The 18241-nt window shown below is 41.7% G+C and carries 19 protein-coding genes; 14 read left to right on the top strand and 5 right to left on the bottom strand.

Annotation, left to right across the window (positions count from 1 at the left end):
* Positions 1-790 precede the first annotated feature (790 nt).
* A complete protein-coding gene (locus L4C32_RS17485; protein ID WP_428198179.1) occupies positions 791-1030 on the top strand; it encodes a YecH family metal-binding protein in 240 nt (79 codons plus the stop codon).
* Between the two features lie 103 nt (positions 1031-1133).
* Positions 1134-1718, top strand: a complete 585-nt coding sequence (locus L4C32_RS17480) for a YhgN family NAAT transporter (RefSeq protein ID WP_428198178.1) — start codon at positions 1134-1136, stop codon at positions 1716-1718.
* A gap of 27 nt (positions 1719-1745) precedes the next feature.
* Here the strand turns inward: L4C32_RS17480 and rsmD are convergent, their stop codons facing one another.
* The gene (gene rsmD, locus L4C32_RS17475) at positions 1746-2351 is read right to left on the bottom strand and encodes a 16S rRNA (guanine(966)-N(2))-methyltransferase RsmD (RefSeq protein ID WP_428198181.1); all 606 of its coding nucleotides are present in this window, start codon (positions 2349-2351) and stop codon (positions 1746-1748) included.
* Between the two features lie 95 nt (positions 2352-2446).
* Between rsmD and ftsY the strand changes: the two genes are divergently transcribed.
* The 6 genes from ftsY (at position 2447) to glpG (ending at position 7852) form a co-directional block, all read left to right on the top strand.
* Positions 2447-3691, top strand: coding sequence for a signal recognition particle-docking protein FtsY (ftsY, locus tag L4C32_RS17470; RefSeq protein ID WP_428198177.1), 1245 nt, complete (start codon positions 2447-2449; stop codon positions 3689-3691).
* Between the two features lie 9 nt (positions 3692-3700).
* Positions 3701-4375, top strand: a complete 675-nt coding sequence (gene ftsE, locus L4C32_RS17465) for a cell division ATP-binding protein FtsE (protein WP_428198176.1) — start codon at positions 3701-3703, stop codon at positions 4373-4375.
* Positions 4362-5318 (top strand): permease-like cell division protein FtsX, encoded by a 957-nt coding sequence (gene ftsX / locus L4C32_RS17460; RefSeq protein WP_428198180.1) that lies wholly within the window; start codon positions 4362-4364, stop codon positions 5316-5318. Before ftsE ends, ftsX begins: the two co-directional genes overlap by 14 nt.
* 116 nt (positions 5319-5434) lie before the next feature.
* A complete protein-coding gene (rpoH, locus tag L4C32_RS17455; protein ID WP_428198175.1) occupies positions 5435-6295 on the top strand; it encodes an RNA polymerase sigma factor RpoH in 861 nt (286 codons plus the stop codon).
* 368 nt (positions 6296-6663) lie between these two features.
* Positions 6664-6993, top strand: a complete 330-nt coding sequence (gene glpE, locus L4C32_RS17450) for a thiosulfate sulfurtransferase GlpE (protein ID WP_428198174.1) — start codon at positions 6664-6666, stop codon at positions 6991-6993.
* Positions 6994-7015: 22 nt separating this feature from the next.
* A complete protein-coding gene (gene glpG, locus L4C32_RS17445) occupies positions 7016-7852 on the top strand; it encodes a rhomboid family intramembrane serine protease GlpG (RefSeq protein ID WP_428198173.1) in 837 nt (278 codons plus the stop codon).
* Between the two features lie 28 nt (positions 7853-7880).
* Here glpG and L4C32_RS17440 read toward each other — a convergent pair whose 3' ends face one another.
* Positions 7881-8294 (bottom strand): flagellar basal body-associated protein FliL, encoded by a 414-nt coding sequence (locus L4C32_RS17440; protein ID WP_428198172.1) that lies wholly within the window; start codon positions 8292-8294, stop codon positions 7881-7883.
* 142 nt (positions 8295-8436) lie between these two features.
* Between L4C32_RS17440 and L4C32_RS17435 the strand changes: the two genes are divergently transcribed.
* Both L4C32_RS17435 and ubiA read left to right on the top strand, forming a co-directional pair.
* Positions 8437-8988 carry a chorismate lyase gene (locus tag L4C32_RS17435; RefSeq protein WP_428198171.1) on the top strand — a complete coding sequence of 184 codons (552 nt, stop codon included), beginning with the start codon at positions 8437-8439 and terminating at the stop codon, positions 8986-8988.
* Positions 8975-9829: a 4-hydroxybenzoate octaprenyltransferase gene (ubiA, locus tag L4C32_RS17430; RefSeq protein WP_428198170.1), complete on the top strand. Its 855-nt coding sequence runs from the start codon at positions 8975-8977 to the stop codon at positions 9827-9829. The genes L4C32_RS17435 and ubiA overlap by 14 nt, the downstream gene beginning before the upstream one ends.
* 81 nt (positions 9830-9910) lie before the next feature.
* Here ubiA and plsB read toward each other — a convergent pair whose 3' ends face one another.
* Positions 9911-12328, bottom strand: a complete 2418-nt coding sequence (gene plsB / locus L4C32_RS17425; RefSeq protein WP_428198169.1) for a glycerol-3-phosphate 1-O-acyltransferase PlsB — start codon at positions 12326-12328, stop codon at positions 9911-9913.
* Positions 12329-12578: 250 nt separating this feature from the next.
* On the opposite strand from plsB, the gene lexA reads away from it, so the two are divergent.
* On the top strand, positions 12579-13199 hold the full coding sequence (gene lexA / locus L4C32_RS17420) for a transcriptional repressor LexA (protein ID WP_428198168.1): 621 nt from the start codon (positions 12579-12581) through the stop codon (positions 13197-13199).
* Positions 13200-13285: 86 nt separating this feature from the next.
* Positions 13286-14083 (top strand): class I SAM-dependent methyltransferase, encoded by a 798-nt coding sequence (locus tag L4C32_RS17415; RefSeq protein ID WP_428198167.1) that lies wholly within the window; start codon positions 13286-13288, stop codon positions 14081-14083.
* A gap of 57 nt (positions 14084-14140) precedes the next feature.
* Here the strand turns inward: L4C32_RS17415 and sthA are convergent, their stop codons facing one another.
* Positions 14141-15556, bottom strand: coding sequence for a Si-specific NAD(P)(+) transhydrogenase (sthA, locus tag L4C32_RS17410; RefSeq protein ID WP_428198166.1), 1416 nt, complete (start codon positions 15554-15556; stop codon positions 14141-14143).
* 297 nt (positions 15557-15853) lie between these two features.
* Between sthA and fabR the strand changes: the two genes are divergently transcribed.
* Both fabR and L4C32_RS17400 read left to right on the top strand, forming a co-directional pair.
* Positions 15854-16546: an HTH-type transcriptional repressor FabR gene (gene fabR / locus L4C32_RS17405; RefSeq protein WP_428198165.1), complete on the top strand. Its 693-nt coding sequence runs from the start codon at positions 15854-15856 to the stop codon at positions 16544-16546.
* 29 nt (positions 16547-16575) lie between these two features.
* Complete coding sequence (locus L4C32_RS17400) at positions 16576-16947, top strand: YijD family membrane protein (RefSeq protein ID WP_428198164.1); 372 nt, start codon at positions 16576-16578, stop codon at positions 16945-16947.
* Positions 16948-17004: 57 nt separating this feature from the next.
* On the opposite strand, the gene trmA is transcribed toward L4C32_RS17400, so the two are convergent.
* Positions 17005-18111: a tRNA (uridine(54)-C5)-methyltransferase TrmA gene (gene trmA / locus L4C32_RS17395; RefSeq protein WP_428198163.1), complete on the bottom strand. Its 1107-nt coding sequence runs from the start codon at positions 18109-18111 to the stop codon at positions 17005-17007.
* Positions 18112-18241: the final 130 nt, after the last annotated feature.

The following is an 18241-nucleotide window of genomic DNA, read 5'->3' as shown; positions in this document are numbered from 1 at the left end:
TTTTTCAGTTAGTACATCATTGGAAGAGTCATTAGACCGACAACAACTGCGATCATCATAAGCCCTTGTTTTTGAGATGTTGTTATCATATGTCTGCTCCTGTATATATGATGATTAATTCTTGACAATTAGAATAGCATTAATTTCACTGCTTGATCAAGACCTAAGTTATGAAAGTCTTAAAAAGATAACTTTTGGTAAGTATTTTCAGGCTTTTTAAGTGATGTTACCTTTGTATTTTGTTTGGTTGATAATTAGTCGGTCAGTTTTGTTGTTATCAATAGTTCCATTAACTCTATGTATTTATTGTATTTTACTCGAAATAATGTGATTAACAAATGAGCTACAAAAAAAATGATGTAATTGTGATGGCTTGGCTCTTTTCTGTGTCATATTAATGTCATTTCTCAGATGTTTGCTGGTATTTTGACGTTTTATGATAGTGTCTCACCTGAATAGTTATGTGGCTGAGTGGATTCTTTATTAAGAATAGCCATGAGAGCGATATCTAGAACGAGGGGGCGCTAGATCCTGTTTATCGATGTTTCTACTCTTAAGATGTTGTTTATTAAGGTAGGTGAAAACACACTTATGACTAAAGGTAGAGGTGAGAGGCGCTGTTTTTTCCTCTTCGTGATTCTGTTATTTATTGTTGATGGGATCACAGCCATGCAAACGTTTGCTTTGTCATTTTTCATAGACTCTGTTCTATATCAATGCAGGTTTGTTGAAATTTGATTTAATAGCACTCTTAAATCAATTTAAGCAAAATGAATAACGAGGCAATACGATGAGCAGTGATATCCATGGACACCAAATTTTAACGATGCTGATGCAGGCCACTCAGCCAATCCAAAGAGAGAGCTTAACTGCAAGGGCTATTGAGATGTTTGGCGAGGAAGTGACGTTCTGTACGTGTAGCCAGCAAGGTTTATCATTGGATGATTTACTGACGTTTTTATTGTCAAAAGGAAAGATCATTGAGCAAGACGCTGGTTTAATCGGAAATCCAGCAATGAGCTGCTCATAACAACTCAATTTAATAGAGACTAAATGAAACCTAGATTGCTATACTTGGCCAAAATGTTGTTCTGATAGTTATTTTTGACTATCCATCTCATTGAGGACTATGTATGGATGTTATTTCAGCTGCGGTTACGCTCTTTTTGATCATGGACCCGCTGGGCAACTTACCTATAATTCTATCGATATTGAAGCACCTTGATCCAAAACGTCGACGAATTGTTTTGGTTAGAGAACTATTTTTTGCTTTGATTATTCTGCTTGTATTCCTTTTTTCAGGTCAGAAGCTATTGAATTTCCTGCATGTATCCACTGAAACAGTGAGTATTTCAGGTGGAGTGATCCTATTCATTATTGCGATAAGAATGATCTTTCCGCAGCCTGGTGGAGTGACGGGTCTTGCTGCAGGTGAGGAACCATTCTTAGTGCCAATGGCGATCCCTATGATTGCAGGGCCATCTGTTCTTGCTGCACTGTTGTTGTTGTCGAACCATGAACCTAATCGGATGTTCGATTTATCTCTGGCGGTGATACTTGCGTGGTCAGCAACCTTTCTTATTCTGATGTTCTATAACTTCTTCCATAAAATATTAGGAGATAGAGGTTTAAAAGCAATAGAGAGACTGATGGGGCTGCTGTTGGTGATGATAGCGATTCAGATGTTCTTAGATGGGCTGCAAGAATATTTTGGTTAACCCCAATCTAAACCGGGGTTAATGGTCTTATTCTACTTCTCGTTGATATAAACGGTAACAGACCTGGCCTGCTGTTTTTTCTCGATAGAGTGTCCAGTGAGCCGGGGCGTCGATGTGGCTGATCTCTTTCTCTGTTTCAATATAGATAAGTGCATTGTTTGCGAGCCACTGGTTGGCTTCTAACTGTTTAATGGTGTCTTCGAGCAAACCCTTTCTGAATGGAGGGTCAATAAAAACCAGATCATAAGGTTGACCAGATTGCTGTAAATAATCCAACGCATTAGCATGAATTATTTCAATTTTTTCACTTTTTAATGTGTTTTTATTGGTGATAAGCTGGTGATGTGCATTTTTATCAAGCTCAATCATGGTTACTTTGTCTGCCCCTCTAGAGAGTGCTTCAAAGCCTAAGCCACCACTACCAGCAAAGATGTCTAAGCAGTTTGAGCGAGGGATGTCCTGGGCTAACCAATTGAAAACAGTCTCTTTTACACGATCTGTTGTTGGTCTTAATCCCTCAGAGTCATGGACTGGGAGTTTGCGTCCTCGCCATAGCCCACTGATGATTCTTATGGAACCATCTCTCTTTTTTGGTGATGAAGATCTCTGAGTTCGTTGTTGACGTTGTACCATAGATTTTTTGACCGGAAAGAAAATGCTAGTATACACCAGATTGTACACACAAGTTTTATACGGAAGATTTTAATACTTAACACTAGGATTTCCTAATGAGCGGAAAAAAGAAGGGTGGATTACTGTCCTGGCTTGGTTTTGGCGATGAAGCCGAGACGGAACAAAAAAGTAAAGTTGAAGAGAGTACGGAACAGACTAGTGATGATTCTTTGCTAGAAAATGAGATCACTGAAACGGAAATACCACAAGATGACAGTGTTAGCGATGAGAGTAGTGAAGTCATTGAGGCTGAGAGTGACTCTGCAGAGCTAGATCAAATTAAAGAGACAGTGGCTGAGACTGAATCAGAAGCGATTGTTGACGTCGAATCAGCAATTAAAGCTGAACCGGTGATCGTGGTTGAGCAGGAGAAGCCAACAGAGGGTTTCTTTACCCGATTAAAGCGCAGCTTACAGCGTACAAAAGAGAATATAGGGTCAGGTTTTTTTGGACTGTTTAGTGGTAAAAAAATTGATGATGACCTGTTCGAAGAGTTAGAAGAGCAGTTGTTGATTGCGGATGTTGGTATGGATACCACTACGAAAATCATCAATTCACTAACGGATAAATCAAGTCGCCAGCAGCTAAAAGATGGCGAAGCGCTATATGGTCTATTGAAAGATGAGATGGCTACCATTTTACAAGATGTTGAGCAGCCATTTGTTATCGATACCAGTAAGAAGCCATTTGTCATTTTAATGGTAGGTGTCAATGGTGTGGGTAAAACAACCACCATAGGTAAATTAGCGAAGCAGTTCCAAGGCGAAGGAAAATCGGTGATGTTGGCCGCAGGGGATACGTTTAGAGCGGCAGCAGTTGAGCAGCTTCAGGTATGGGGACAACGAAATGATGTTCCAGTTATTGCTCAACACACCGGTGCTGACAGTGCTTCCGTGATTTTTGATGCCATCGAAGCTGCTAGGGCGCGAAATGTCGATGTGATTATTGCTGATACGGCAGGTAGATTACAAAATAAAGGCCACCTGATGGAGGAGCTGAAAAAGATCATTCGAGTGATGAAAAAGAGTGATGTTGATGCCCCTCATGAAATAATGCTGACCTTAGATGCTGCGACGGGCCAAAATGCCATTAGCCAAGCGAAACTATTCAGTGAGGTTGCTCCTGTAACAGGCATCAACTTAACCAAGCTGGATGGCACGGCCAAAGGTGGTGTGATTTTTGCGATTGCCGATCAATTTAAGATCCCCATTCGATATATTGGTGTGGGTGAAGGTATTGACGATTTACGTCCATTTGTTGCTGAAGATTTTATTGAAGCTCTGTTTAGCCGAGAAGCATAGGAGCAAGGCGTGATTCAATTTCAACAGGTATCAAAAGCTTACCGCGGAGGGCGACAAGCCCTTCAGAAAGTGAACTTTCATTTAGAGCGTGGCGAAATGGCGTTTTTAAATGGTCACTCTGGCGCCGGTAAAAGTACATTATTGAAATTAATTTGTGCCATTGAGCGACCAAGTGATGGCAACATTTTATTCAATGGTCACGATATCACTCGGATCAATAATAAAGATATCCCTTTTTTACGCAGAAATATCGGTATCGTTTTTCAAGATCACCGATTACTGATGGATCGTTCGGTGTTTGATAATGTAGCGCTACCGATGAGAGTGGAGTCAATCAGTGAGAATGATATTAAACGCCGAGTTCCCGCAGCATTAGATAAGATTGGTTTATTAGATAAAATTAAATGTCTGCCGAGCCAACTCTCTGGTGGTGAACAGCAGAGAGTGGGTATTGCTCGTGCTGTGGTTAATAAACCGATGCTGCTATTGGCTGATGAACCTACGGGTAATTTAGATGCTGAATTATCTTTGCAGGTATTGAAATTGTTTGAAGAGTTTAATCGAGTAGGGGTAAGTGTATTAATGGCTTCTCACGATATGTCTTTAATCAGTAGCCACGATTATCGCCGCTTTGAATTACAACAAGGTTTTTTGCATGAGGTTGCTAATTATGGGCAAAAGTAGTGCAAAGACTAAACCCCAACGCTTAAAAGGGGATGGTTTTTTTAGTCAGCATGTTAAACAGGCTAAATTGGCTTATCGTGACCTACTATCAAGACCGATCGGTAACCTTCTTACCTTAGCGATCATTGCAATGTCGTTGGCTCTTCCCGCCAGTTTGTACTTGGTGGGTAAAAACTTAACTATGGTAGCTGCGGCTTGGCAGGCCCCTTCGCAAATCAGTCTCTACCTAGTAGAGAGCAGCAATGAAACCAAAGCATTGGCCTTACAGGCGGACTTGGAGCAGTGGCCTGAAATTGAAGGGGTGGTATATATCTCCCCCCAGCAAGGGCTTGAAGAGTTTAGCCAGCATTCAGGCTTTGATCGTGCACTCTCTCTGCTTGATGATAATCCTCTGCCAACGGTATTGATCGTTACTCCTCATACGGAGTGGCAGCAGCGAAGCAAAGTGAAAGAGCTTAATAGTCGTTTAATCATGGAACCACTGGTTGATGACATTCGAATTGATGACGACTGGTTAGCTCGATTACAAGCGCTTAAACATGTTGCGGTGACTGTGGGTCTAGTATTGGCTTCACTTATGTTAGTGGCTGTATTTCTGATTGTGGGTAATACGTTGCGCTTTAATGTATTAGAGCATAAAGAAGAAATCCAGGTGATGAAGTTGGTTGGTGCGACTGATCGATTTATTCTTAGGCCATATTTATATACTGGTTTTTGGTTTGGTTTATTAGGGGGGACTGCAGCTTGGATCCTAACCGCCATCATGACTTTGGTTGTTAATGGTGCGGTCGCTGAATTGGCCATATTGTACGAAAGTCGCTTTCGTCTCATCGGCTTAACTTGGGATGAGAGCTTGTTATTGTTGATGGTCGCCTCTTTCTTAGGGGTAATGGCAGCTCAACTATCAGCAATGCGACACTTGAAAGAGATTGAACCCATCTAGAAAATGATGGTCTTTATAATTGGAAATATTTGGCATGACTTGAACTTTGTTCAGTTTACGTTCATTATTGCCAAGTTAAATTGATTGTGTTCCAAATAAACGTAATGAGGATTTGAATGTCTAAAGAGATGTATTCAATGGCAGTGGTATCACAAGATAGCTTAGACAGCTACCTACGTTCAGTGAATAGCTACCCAATGCTAACCGCTGAAGAAGAGCGTGACCTAGCTGAAAGACTACACTTTAAAGAGGAGATAGAGGCTGCAAAAGGGTTGATATTATCTCACCTTCGCTTTGTTGCTCATGTTGCTCGAGGATACTCTGGTTACGGTTTACCTCTGTCTGACCTGATTCAAGAGGGTAACATTGGTCTGATGAAGGCTGTAAAACGATTCAACCCAGAGGTTGGTGTTCGTTTGGTTTCATTTGCTGTGCATTGGATCAAAGCTGAAATTCACGAATATGTGTTACGTAATTGGCGTATTGTGAAAGTTGCTACCACAAAAGCACAGCGTAAGTTGTTCTTTAATCTTCGCAAATCAAAAAAACGCCTTGGTTGGTTTAACAATAGCGAAGTTGAAACGGTTGCAGAAGCATTAGGTGTCGCACCAGCAGAAGTGAGGGAGATGGAAGCACGTCTCGCCGCTCAAGATGCAACTTTCGAAGCGCCAACAGAAGACGATGACCGAAATACAGGTTTTACGGCTCCTGTTTATTACCTAGAAGATAAGCATTCAGATATCGCATCATCAGTTGAGAGTGATAACTGGGAATCGCACACCAATGATCGCTTAGCCAATGCTATTGCTACGTTGGATGAACGTAGTCAGCATATTGTGCGCTCACGTTGGTTAGACGATACGAAAACAACATTACAAGAGCTTGCTGATACTTATGGTGTGTCCGCTGAGCGTATTCGTCAACTTGAAAAAAATGCGATGAAGAAGTTAAAAGAAGCGGTCGGTGATTTCGATTAGCGGGATAACTTAAGAATAAAGTAGGCTAATATCGAAAGGTGTTAGCCTTTTTTGTCTCTGCAGTTTCAGATGTTGATCATGTGAATAAGTTGGGGGTAAATGTGAGGATCTTTAACGATGTTGTCTACCATCTAGGTAACTACTGGTTTTGGGCATATTATTAATATCCACAGCTTAAAAAGGATCATCACTATATGTAGTGGATCTTATCGAATCGATCACCTTTATCAACGCAATTCACAGCTTTTTCCACAGGCGAACAAAAAAACACCAATACAAAGAGAGTCGTAACTTTTTTATCACTTACTGTGGAAAGAGTTATAAAATAGTAAACTTATTAGAGAAACATCAGAGAAAGGATACGGTTGATGGAAACGTTTCAAACATGCTCAGCACAACAGACTCACCAAATGCTAAAAGATCTCGGAGAGAGTGCTAAGTTAGTAGATATTAGAGATTTTCAGTCATTCACGTTATCTCATGCTCCTGGCGCTTTTCATTTAACGAATGAGAGTATGATGACCTTGATGGATGAGGTGGATTTTGAGCAACCGATATTTGTTATGTGTTATCACGGGATCAGCAGCCAGGGCGCGGCTCAATATCTTATTAACCAAGGTTATGAAGAGGTTTACAGTATTGAAGGTGGGTTTGAAGGTTGGAGAAGAGAGCAGTTACCAACCATTCAGATGGGTTGAATTTTTTTAAGGCAAAATAGAGATGCATAAATTAGCGGTTGTTGATCATCCTCGTGTTGCGCAGTCATTTGTCGACTATATGGCTTCACGGGGTTTTGAGGTTAAGATGATGCCCGAACCTGAAGGGCGAGTGGCCTTGTGGTTTTTGGGGGGCAACGAACATATTATTGAAGTGGAACACGAGTTTGAGCTGTTTGCGAATAATAGCCAGGATCGAAAGTATCAAGCGGCCTCTTGGAATGTCGCTGAGAGCCGCACCGCGACATTTAATTACTCTTCTCCTAGTTTAATGAATATGGTGGTATCGCACTCAGGACCCGTGACATTAACTGTGATGATCATCTGTATCGTCATTTTCTCTTTGCAGCTTCTGGGTTTCTCGCAACCGCTATTTTTATTAATGCACTTTCCGACTTCTGCTGATCAACAATGGCAGTTGTGGCGACTGTTTTCACACGCTCTATTGCACTTTTCAGTGACCCACATAGCATTTAATCTTTTGTGGTGGTGGCAACTTGGAGGTGAGATAGAGAATAAGGTCAGCCGTAATAAGCTACTGCAGTTGTTTCTCTTCTCCGCGTTATTTTCTGGTTTAGGCCAATACTGGGTAGAGGGAGCAAACTTCGGTGGTTTATCTGGGGTGGTATATGCATTGTTGGGTTATATCTGGATTACAGGGACGCTCGCTCCGGAAAGAGATCTGTCGATAGGGAAGCCCATCATCGCCTTTATGCTGATATGGCTTGTTTTAGGGTTTGTTCAACCCTTTATAGCTATTGCCAATACCGCCCATTTGGTTGGGTTACTCTGTGGTTGTCTATTAGCTTGGTTCGACAACCAGCGCAAAAGAACGGATTAGTGATAATGAGCACTAATCCTTGTTGGTTTTATTGATAGAGGAACTTAGTGAAGAGAAGGTCTGCAACCACCGGCTGACCTGTCTCAATGAGGAGTCGGTCATTGATCTGTTTTAGTGTCTCTTTACGGATCTCTTCACGTCCTGATAATGATTTAATTTGGTCTTCTCGCTGTTGCCCCAGCACTGAAATCACCGCATCACGAACGAGTGGGTTGTGCTTTTCTAATACAGGTAGTAAAGCGATATCTGGAACAAGAAGGTCAATACGAACTTTTATGTACCCTAACTTTTTACCTGTGGTGACGAAGTTGGTGGTGATATCAGGCTCTAGGGTATAGTAGCCCAGTTGTGTTTCGATTATTTCGCTCTCTTCAGCTGCGAATACTGAAAAATTTGGTGATAAAGCCAATAAAAACAGAGCGAGTAGGGTATTCTTTTTCATTTTCTAATCCATTCGTCAATAAATCGAGAGCTTAACGATATTCGTCTCGCTTTCTCCTTGATACAATAGTCGGCAGGAATAGAAATTAATTAACTGCGAACCATCAAATTATAAATAGTCTATGGTGGTTGCTGAAGAGAACATGTCAGATTTTAATCAAATGTACTTATCAGCATTACATAATGTTACTTGGGTTGAGCCCAGTGAATTTACGTTTGCTAATGAACAACAAAAGCAGTGGTTATTGGCGCAAGACTCTCTCTCGCGACGTTTAGAAAGCTGCTGCCAATCGCTAACGGTCTCTCTGTTAGAGAATGAAACGGTCTCGGCGAGCACACTAAATGCTCAAGAGCATGCTTTAGTGGGCTCGACTGATTGCCTACGACGTCAGGTTATCCTACATGGTGATGATTCTCCATGGGTTTTTGGTCGAACATTGATCCCTACCTCCTCCTTGGTCGATCAACAGTATGATTTGGCAAGACAGGGTAATATACCTCTCGGGTTAACGGTTTTCAGTGTTAAGAACGCCAGAAGGGATGCCTTACAAGTTGGCAGTGTTGAGACCGCCGTTGGAGAGTTGCTAGCAAGGCGCTCTCGATTATGGATGAATGAAAAACCGATGTTGGTTGCAGAACTTTTTCTCCCACACTCTCCGGTTTATACAGTGGAAAGTATAGATGACAATGAGTAAAGCGCGAGCTATTTGGCAGTTAACACGTATGAACCGCCCAATTGGTAGCCTGCTCCTTTTATGGCCAACCCTATGGGCGCTTTTTCTTGCTGCCGATGGCGTGCCTCATTGGGATGTTTTGGTCGTTTTTATCTTGGGTGTCTTTTTCATGCGCTCTGCGGGTTGCGTGATCAATGACTATGCAGACCGACACTTCGATGGCCATGTAAAGCGTACTTCACAAAGACCAATTCCCTCCGGTTTAGTGAGTAGCAAAGAAGCGATCATAATATTTCTTATTCTGGGTATTAGCTCATTTCTGCTAGTACTCACTATGAATAACCTGACTATCTTTCTCTCTTTAGGTGGCATCATTTTGGCTGCCGCTTACCCGTTTATGAAGCGATTTACTCATTTGCCACAACTCATCTTGGGAATGGCATTTGGCTGGGCGATTCCAATGGCGTACGCCGCTCAATCTGGTGAATTGCCAGCACAAGCGTGGTTACTGTTTGTGATTAATATTCTGTGGACTATTGCTTATGACACTATGTATGCCATGGTGGATAGAGATGATGATTTGAATATTGGCATCAAATCTACCGCCATTTTATTTGGGCGCTTTGATAAATTACTGATTGGTGTATTACAACTGTTGGTGGTGGTGTTATTGATTATCCTTGGTTGGTGGTTAGCCTTGGGTAATAGCTACTACTGGGGTGTGTTGGTGGCTGCTGTGCTTTTTGTTCACCAGCAGCGACTGATTCGCGAGCGTAAACGTGACGAGTGCTTACAAGCATTTTTAAATAATAACTATGTGGGTATGGCGCTGTTTATTGGTTTGGCGATCAGTGTTATGTAACTCGATTTGAAAAGAAAAAACCTCAATGTTAATAACGCATTGAGGTTTTTTTTCGCCTATGTTCTCTTTAGTAGTGAGCCGCTATTGATTCATCACGGCTTCAATTGTTAACTTCACTTCCGGTGAGACTAAAGCTGATAAATCTGTTGCAAGGTCTTCAATTTTTTCAGAAACCACCTGGCCATCGTTATCAAAATACCCTTCTGCTTTTAGGGTGTTAAACAAAATAGAAAAGACTCCTTTATCAAAGAACTCTGGTGCATTAATACCATGCAAGCGGCTGAGTCTTTGTGCCATCATTTGACTCTGTTTTTCAAGCTCTGCTTTATCTAAGTAAGGAGAGACTCTTAAGTGAGTGATCGCAATGGCGTAACGCTGTAAGGTTTCAGTAATGGTTCTCGCTAATAGGTTTACTTGCAGTAAGCGAGCACTATTTAGCTCTAATTGACTCTCTTTTTGAATAATCAGCTGTTGGCGGACTAGCTCAGTAATGTGCATCTCTACGACTGAATCGATATCTTTTACGTCATATCTTAAAAACAGTTCAGCCTTTAAGAATGGGAAAAGTTGGCGTACCTGCGCTTTTACTTGATCAAGAGAAATGGTTTGATGTTGAACAATCAATTGAGCAATAAGAGATGGCAACGCAAACAGGTGAATAATGTTATTACGGTAGTAGGTCATCAAGATAGATTGTTGACGGTCCAGTGAAATGATCTGGCCAAGCGTATCTTTTTCAGTCACGAACTTATCAAGTTTAATCGCATGATCTATCAGCTCTGACGCTGAGCTATCCGGTAGTGTTGCGGTTGGTGAGTAAGGTACATTGCGCAATAACTCTAAATAGCATTCAAGTTGCAGCTCTAAATCTTCACGACTTAATGCTCTTTGACGAGAAGCCAACAGTGCTGTCGAACATAATGTCAGGGCATTGGCTGCCGCCGCATCATTAATGTGAGTCATCATCTTATTGGCGAGATCATTAACTACAGGACTCATCCATTGTGGTTTTTGAGGTTCAATAGGATTGATGTGCTGGTGCCAATCTGGAGCGTGCTCATTAAGGTATTGATTGAGAGGGATCGGTTCGCCAAAGTTGACGTAACCTTTACCAAAATTACGCAGTTTTCGTAGGGTTCTTAATACTTGACCGGCATTCTCTTTCTCTTTGCGTTTTCCTTGCAGCTCTTTAGCATAGGTGGAGACTTCCATAACATGTTCGTAGCCGATGTAGACTGGCACTAATGTTACTGGGCGATTCAAACCTCTCAACATTGCCTGTATGGTCATCGCAAGCATTCCCGTTTTAGCTTGCAGTAGACGACCAGTACGTGAGCGCCCGCCTTCACTGAAGTACTCTACCGAGTAACCTTTGGTAAAGAGCTCCGCTAAGTATTCTCTAAAAATGGTTGAGTAGAGTTTATTTCCTTTAAAACTTCGACGAATAAAGAATGCACCACCGCGTCTGAAGATAGGACCTGCAGGAAAGAAGTTTAGATTGATTCCAGCGGCAATATGCGGTGGCACCATTCCTTCGTTAAACAGAACATAAGAGAGAAGAAGATAGTCCATGTGGCTTCGATGACACGGAACATAAACAATTTCATGACCGTCTTGAGCTAAGCGCCTTACTGTTGACGCGTTGTTGATGTTTAAGCCTTGGTATAATTTGTTCCACAACCAACCTAAGAAGCGGCTGCTTGTTTTTATCATATTGTAGGAGAAGTCGGCCGCAATCTCTTCCATAATAGAGATTGCCTCTTTGCGTACTTTCTCTACTGAAACATTACGCGCTTTGGCCTCATCATGAATGACTTTCTCAATCGCTTTTGACTGTAATAGCCGTTTAAACTGTGTATCACGATCGGGGAGGTTTGGTCCTGAAGCTGCCAGTTTCTGTCTAGAGAAGTGAATGCGAGCAACACGTGCTAGTTTATGGGCAATCGCTTGATCGGTCCCATGATGGTCTGCCATATACCTCAGTGATACCACCGGGCTAATTCGAACTAAGCAGTCTCTTCCTGATGTAACGATCGCTTTTAATTTTTGCAGTCCGTTTAAAGGTTGTAAATGAGGCTTGTTATTGCCCTCTTTGCCTGGTTTTCTTCCCCATAACACGGTGGTTGGTAGCACTTGAATATCTAAGTCGGAATCTTGTTGGTGCAGGTGAAGCAGTTGACTAAATAGTGTCACCGTCTGTTCAGGCAGATCACTTTCCGGCGAAAACAGTTTAGGACCAGATGAGATAAATACATAACGAGGGTAGAGCGTATCCCCCACTTTGATGGAGCCAAGAGGGTCGGGCAGTCCTAACTGTAGAATGCTCTTCTGTAGGGTAAGAAGATCAGCCTGAGAGCTGAATGGCAGTGCGTATACAATAGGACGAGTTAGATCTAAATCGAGGTCTTCCACTGGATTTGATGGGATAGAACTGCTGCGTACAAACAGTGTTAAAGGCAGTTTAATCAGTGAACGATAAAAATTTTGTCTAGTCGACATAGTACGTAATGAACCTCTACCAGTCAGGTTGGTTATGTTTTCTATGACCAAACCTAAAGGAATAAAAATAGTAATTGCGAAGAATACCAGAATACGATTTGACTGGTTAATTTTTTGATTGTTTGAATCGATTAGATCAAATCCTTTACCAGTATAACGTCTTTTCTCTATCTTCTTGATGATTAAAACTTCCCAATCCTAATAATGCTGTATATACTCACAGTTAACTGTATAAAAAGACAGGTCAATTATGAAGCCTTTAACGCCAAGACAGCAACAAGTATTAGATCTTATTAAAACGAAGATCGATGAAGTCGGAATGCCGCCAACCCGTGCTGAGATTGCCCGAGAGTTGGGTTTTCGTTCAGCTAATGCAGCGGAAGAGCACCTTAAAGCCCTTGCTCGTAAGCAAGCCATCGAAATTATTCCTGGTGCATCTCGAGGCATCCGTATCTTAGGAAATGCAGCGAATGAAGAAGATCAAGGTTTGCCACTGATTGGGCAGGTTGCCGCTGGAGAGCCTATTCTGGCTCAAGAGCATGTCGAGTCTCACTATAAAGTGGATCCGACGATGTTTAAACCGCAAGCCGACTTCCTATTGCGAGTACACGGTGAAAGCATGAAAGACATCGGTATTATGGATGGGGATCTTTTAGCGGTCCATAAAACTCAAGATGTTCGAAATGGTCAAGTGATTGTGGCTCGTTTAGAAGATGATGTCACAGTGAAGCGCTTAGAAAGAAATGGTTCAAAAGTGCTATTGCATGCTGAAAATGAAGCATTTTCTCCAATTTCTGTAGATTTAGAGCATGAGCATATGGATATAGAAGGTATTGCGGTGGGTGTTATTCGAAGTGCTACCTGGATGTAGTTAGCGATAAAGTCATAATGTGTATTATAGTTTGCTTTTGCTAGTGATAATCATTATCATTTCCTGGTCGACTGTAGGAGTTAATTATGGCTTGCCAGAAAGGTTACCAAGTCCCCGCTAAATTGCTTCAGCCAATGTGGTTAAGAAGTAGAGAGAGCCTGACAGATGATGGGCTCATCTACGATCCTATTGCCACCGCGGCGTGTCAGAAATGCCAATTGGCTCCAGAATGTCTTTCTGAGAATGTGGATCAACAGCAACTACTGCATGCGACACTCACCTTTGAGTGTGATGAGCATGTAAAATCATTTCTTAAAAAGCATCCTAACGGTTGGGTTATTAACGTAGGTGCTGGGCTAGATACTCGTTTTTATCGATTAGATAATGGTCGTTGTCATTGGCTTGAATTAGATATCAATGAACACCTACTATGGCGTCAGCGTCTGTTTCATGCCAATGAACGTTATCACATGAGATGTGGGTCGGTGACGGATACACAATGGCTGGATTCTATTCCAGTACCAGATAATGTCCCACTTTTAATGGTGTGTGAACAAGCACTATTAGAGTGTAGTGAGCGACAAGTTGCGCACTTTATTCAGATGTTAGGCCGTCACTTTAAACATGCTCAAGCTTGCTTTGTGGTAGCTGGAGATAAATGCAGCAGCTCATTAGCTTCAAAATTAGGGTCAGGGCGGTATCGTCATGGAATCAGCGAACCGGCTCAAAAATTCAGTGGTTGGTTACCCTGGTTACAGACAATTTCCCTCACCTCTCCTATCGATAGGCAGTGTAATCGTTGGAACCGGTGGCAACGTTGGTTAGCCAAACTTCCTTTTTTGAAACATCGCCTAACTCCAATATTTGTCCATATTAGTTGGTGAGTTTGTAATAAAAAAGGCTACTGCAACCAGTAGCCTTAAAGAAGTGTGATGATTCAGTTAAAACAGTCTATTTAAACCATTTAAGGCAGCAACACGATAGGCTTCTGCCATAGTTGGGTAGTTAAAGGTGGTTTTCACAAAGTACTCGATAGTATTAGCTTCCCCTTTTTGCTCCATGATAGCCTGTCCAATATGAATGATCTCAGCAGCACGTTCTCCAAAACAGTGGATGCCCAAAATCTCTTTAGTATCTCTATGGAATAAGATCTTCAAACTACCAATGTCCATACCCGCTATTTGCGCTCGAGCAAGATGTTTAAATGAAGAACGACCAACTTCATACGGCACTTTATCTGCAGTGAGTTGTTGTTCGGTTTTTCCCACTGAACTAATTTCAGGAATGGTGTAAATACCGGTTGGGATATGATCGATCAGACTGTCTTGAGCTTCACCTGTTGCAATTGCTTGTGCTGTGAATCGTCCTTGATCATAAGCGGCACTCGCCAAGCTAGGATAACCAATGACATCACCGACAGCATAGATATGCTCAACGTCGGTCTGATAACTGTTATTAACGGTCAGCTGGCCTCTTGAATCCGGTTTTAATCCGACGGCTGCGAGGTTTAATTTGTCTGTATTACCCGTTCTTCCGTTAGCAAACAGCAAACAGTCTGCTTTCATTCGTTTACCAGACTCTAGATTTAAGATGACTCCATCGTTTGACGTATCAACAGATTCACAAGTTTCATCATTGCGAGTCACCACGCCACTGTTAGAGAAGTGGTAAGAGAGTGAATCGGACATCTCATTATCTAAAAAGGAGAGTAAGCGGTCTCGGGTATTGATCAAATCAACTTTGACTCCCAGTCCTCTGAAGATTGAGGCATATTCACAACCTATAACACCTGCTCCATATATGATGATATGGCGAGGATCGTGTTTGAGTGAGAGAATTGAGTCACTGTCATAAACGCGGCTATGTTTAAAGTTAACGCCGGGTGGGTGGTAGGGACGAGAGCCTGTTGCGATAACGAATTTATCTGAGGTATAGGTATCAACACTGTCGTCGCTGTTGGTCACAGTAATCGTATTACTATCAGTAAATCGAGCATCACCAAATATCAGAGAACAGTTATTTTTATCGTAGAAACCTTGTCTCATACGCGTTTGTTTATCAATAACAGACGTTGCGTGACTTAGGATATTAGAAAATGTTGAATGAATTGTAGAGTTATTACCACAGTAAATCGGGTTCTGGTTGAATTCGGTGATACGGCTAACGGCATGGCGAAGTGCTTTTGATGGGATAGTTCCCCAGTGAGTACAACCGCCACCGACACTGCTCTCTCTCTCTATAACAGCAACATTTAACCCTAGTTTTGTCAGGCCCATTGCAGCACCCTCGCCACCAGGGCCACTACCGATTACAATGACATCAAAATGGGAGGAGTTGTTTTTTTTTCTTCTTGGCATCTCAGAACCTTCTTAAATAGACGAGCTCACATTACGTTATTATTTTATTACCATTTTGTATGGCGATTGGTCGTTATGTGTTGGGTATAATTATGCATATTGTAACCTTTTCCCAGCTTGGTTATTCATTCTTATTATAATAGGGTGGGAGTGATCACGCAGTTGTTTTTAAAGTCAGGACTATTTTAAGGGATAGGGGTTTGCAGTCACCGCTGGTTCACGATAATCTTGAAGCAATAGAGTGATCAGATTCGGTCTCTTTTTTAGGAAGCCCAATTAGCACGTAAAGAGTAACCAATGCCATCTGTATATGAGAACACAGAAAAATTAACATCTCACAAAAGCAAAAAAAGGCAGGAGCCTGTAGGGATTCGTGCCCAACAGAAAGAGAAAACACGTCGTTCGTTGATTGACTCTGCGTTTATTCAATTAAGTGCCGACCGTAGTTTTTCTAGCTTGAGCTTGCGTGAAGTGGCTCGTGAAGCGGGTATTGCACCGACTTCATTTTACCGTCACTTTAAAGATATGGATGAACTTGGCCTAACCATGGTTGATGAAGGAGGTTTGATTCTTCGTCAATTAATGCGTCAAGCAAGGCAGAGGATTGCTAAAGAAGGGAGCGTCATTCGAACGTCTGTAGAGACTTTTATGGAGTTCGTTGAAAGCAGACCAAACGTATTTCGATTATTACTGCGTGAGCGCTCAGGCACATCACCAGCGTTTCGATCGGCAGTAAGTCGAGAGATGCAGCACTTTGTTGCGGAGCTGACCGAATATTTAGTTGCCAATACGGGGGTGCCTTACGAGAATGCTTATACGCAAGCCGAAGCCTCTGTTATTTTAGTCTTCAGTGCCGGCGCTGATGCATTAGATTTAAATGAGAATAGTAGGACTGAGCTATCTGAACGATTGATTGTACAGTTGAGGATGATATCGAAAGGTGCTAACTATTTTAGAAAAGATCACGAGAGTAGTACTCCGATGATTTAACGTTAACTTTGAAGTAATGGGTCGTTAGCATGCAAAAACAACAGATAAGTACAGAAAGAAAAACTTTAGTTTTCGCTTTTATTACAGGGCTAAGTATCAGTGCGATTTGGGCTGGTCTTACTATCAGTGAGCTCTCTCTCTCTATTTTTCCTATCATTACACTTGTACTGGTAGTGCAAAATATTTATCAAGAGTATCTAAAAGAGCCAATGACAGAAGGAACGCCACAACTGTCGTTAGCGTGCTTTTTTGTCGGAATATTTGGTTATACGGCCTTTGTTAGAGCTCAATACCCGGAAGCGGGTTCGAATTTTTTCTTATTGTTAATGACCATAGTATTGGCTATTTGGGTAGGCATGAAAACAGGCCTCTTTACTCGCTCTTCGACTGAGAGCAAATAGTCAATTTATGGGTAATAAAAAACGAGCTTATAAGCTCGTTTTTTTATTGGTGAAGGGTTATTTTCTTTCTAAGAAAACCCCCGCTTCCATATGATGGGTATAAGGGAATTGATCGAACAACGCGAAGCGTGTAATACGATGGGTTTGTGTTAATAGAGATAAATTCTCTTTTAACGTATCAGGATTACAGGATATGTACATAATGCGCTCATAACCTTGTACCATTTTACACGTCCCTTCATCCATACCCGAACGAGGTGGGTCAACAAAGATTGTATTGCAATTGTAACTTTTAAGGTCAATACCCTTATCTTGCAGGCGACGAAACTCCCGCTTACCTTCCATCGCTTCTGTAAAGTCTTCTGCGGACATTCGAATGATCTGTACATTCTCAATATTATTTGCAGCAATATTATATTGAGCAGAGTCAACCGAAGGTTTAGCCAGTTCGGTCGCCAGCACACGATTAAAGTTTTTGGCCAACGCTAAAGAGAAGTTACCATTCCCGCAATAGAGCTCTAACAGATCGCCTTGGCTATCTTGAGTTGAGTCTACAGCCCACTCAAGCATCTTTTGAGCCACAACACCATTAGGCTGAGTAAAACTATTTTCTACTTGCTGATAGGTTAATACGTCATCATAGACTTTCAGTTTTTCAATGACGTGTTCTTGGTCTAATACAATTTTCATCTTACGGGCACGACCAATGATATTAAGGTTAAACCCTTCATCGTTAAGACGTTGTTTCAGTGCTTTTGCTTCTGAGGTCCACGCATCATCGAGTTGACGGTGGTATAAGAGAGAGACCAAAATCTCACCGCTAAGCGTCGATAAGAAATCCACTTGAAATAACTTTCTGCGAAGTGTGTCATTCTCTTTCATCGCTTCAATAAGCAGTGGCATCACATCATTGATTAAGCGACTTGCGGGTAGAAAGTAATCAACACGATACTTTTCACGCGTAGCTTGATCAAACATGACGTAGTACATCTCATCACCTTCATGCCACACTCGAAACTCGGCACGCATGCGATAGTTTTCAGCAGGGGAAGGGAACACTTCCAATTCAGGTACATCAAATTCAGCAAAAATTTCTGTTAATCGTTGCGCTTTATCATCAAGTTGCTGCTGGTAATTTGCTGGGTCCATGATTGGGTTGGTCATTCTTTTCCTCACACTGCTCAAAATAAGAGCACCGATTTTATGCTAATAATGGATGAAGTCCAGCTTTGCGCCAAGATTTCTTCTAATTAATGATTCATTTATTATTTCTAATTAATGATTCATTTATTAT

This window comes from Aliivibrio kagoshimensis, assembly GCF_050337105.1.
GTDB classification, from domain to species: Bacteria; Pseudomonadota; Gammaproteobacteria; order Enterobacterales; family Vibrionaceae; genus Aliivibrio_A; species Aliivibrio_A kagoshimensis.
This window is presented reverse-complemented; position numbering and strand designations above follow the sequence as displayed.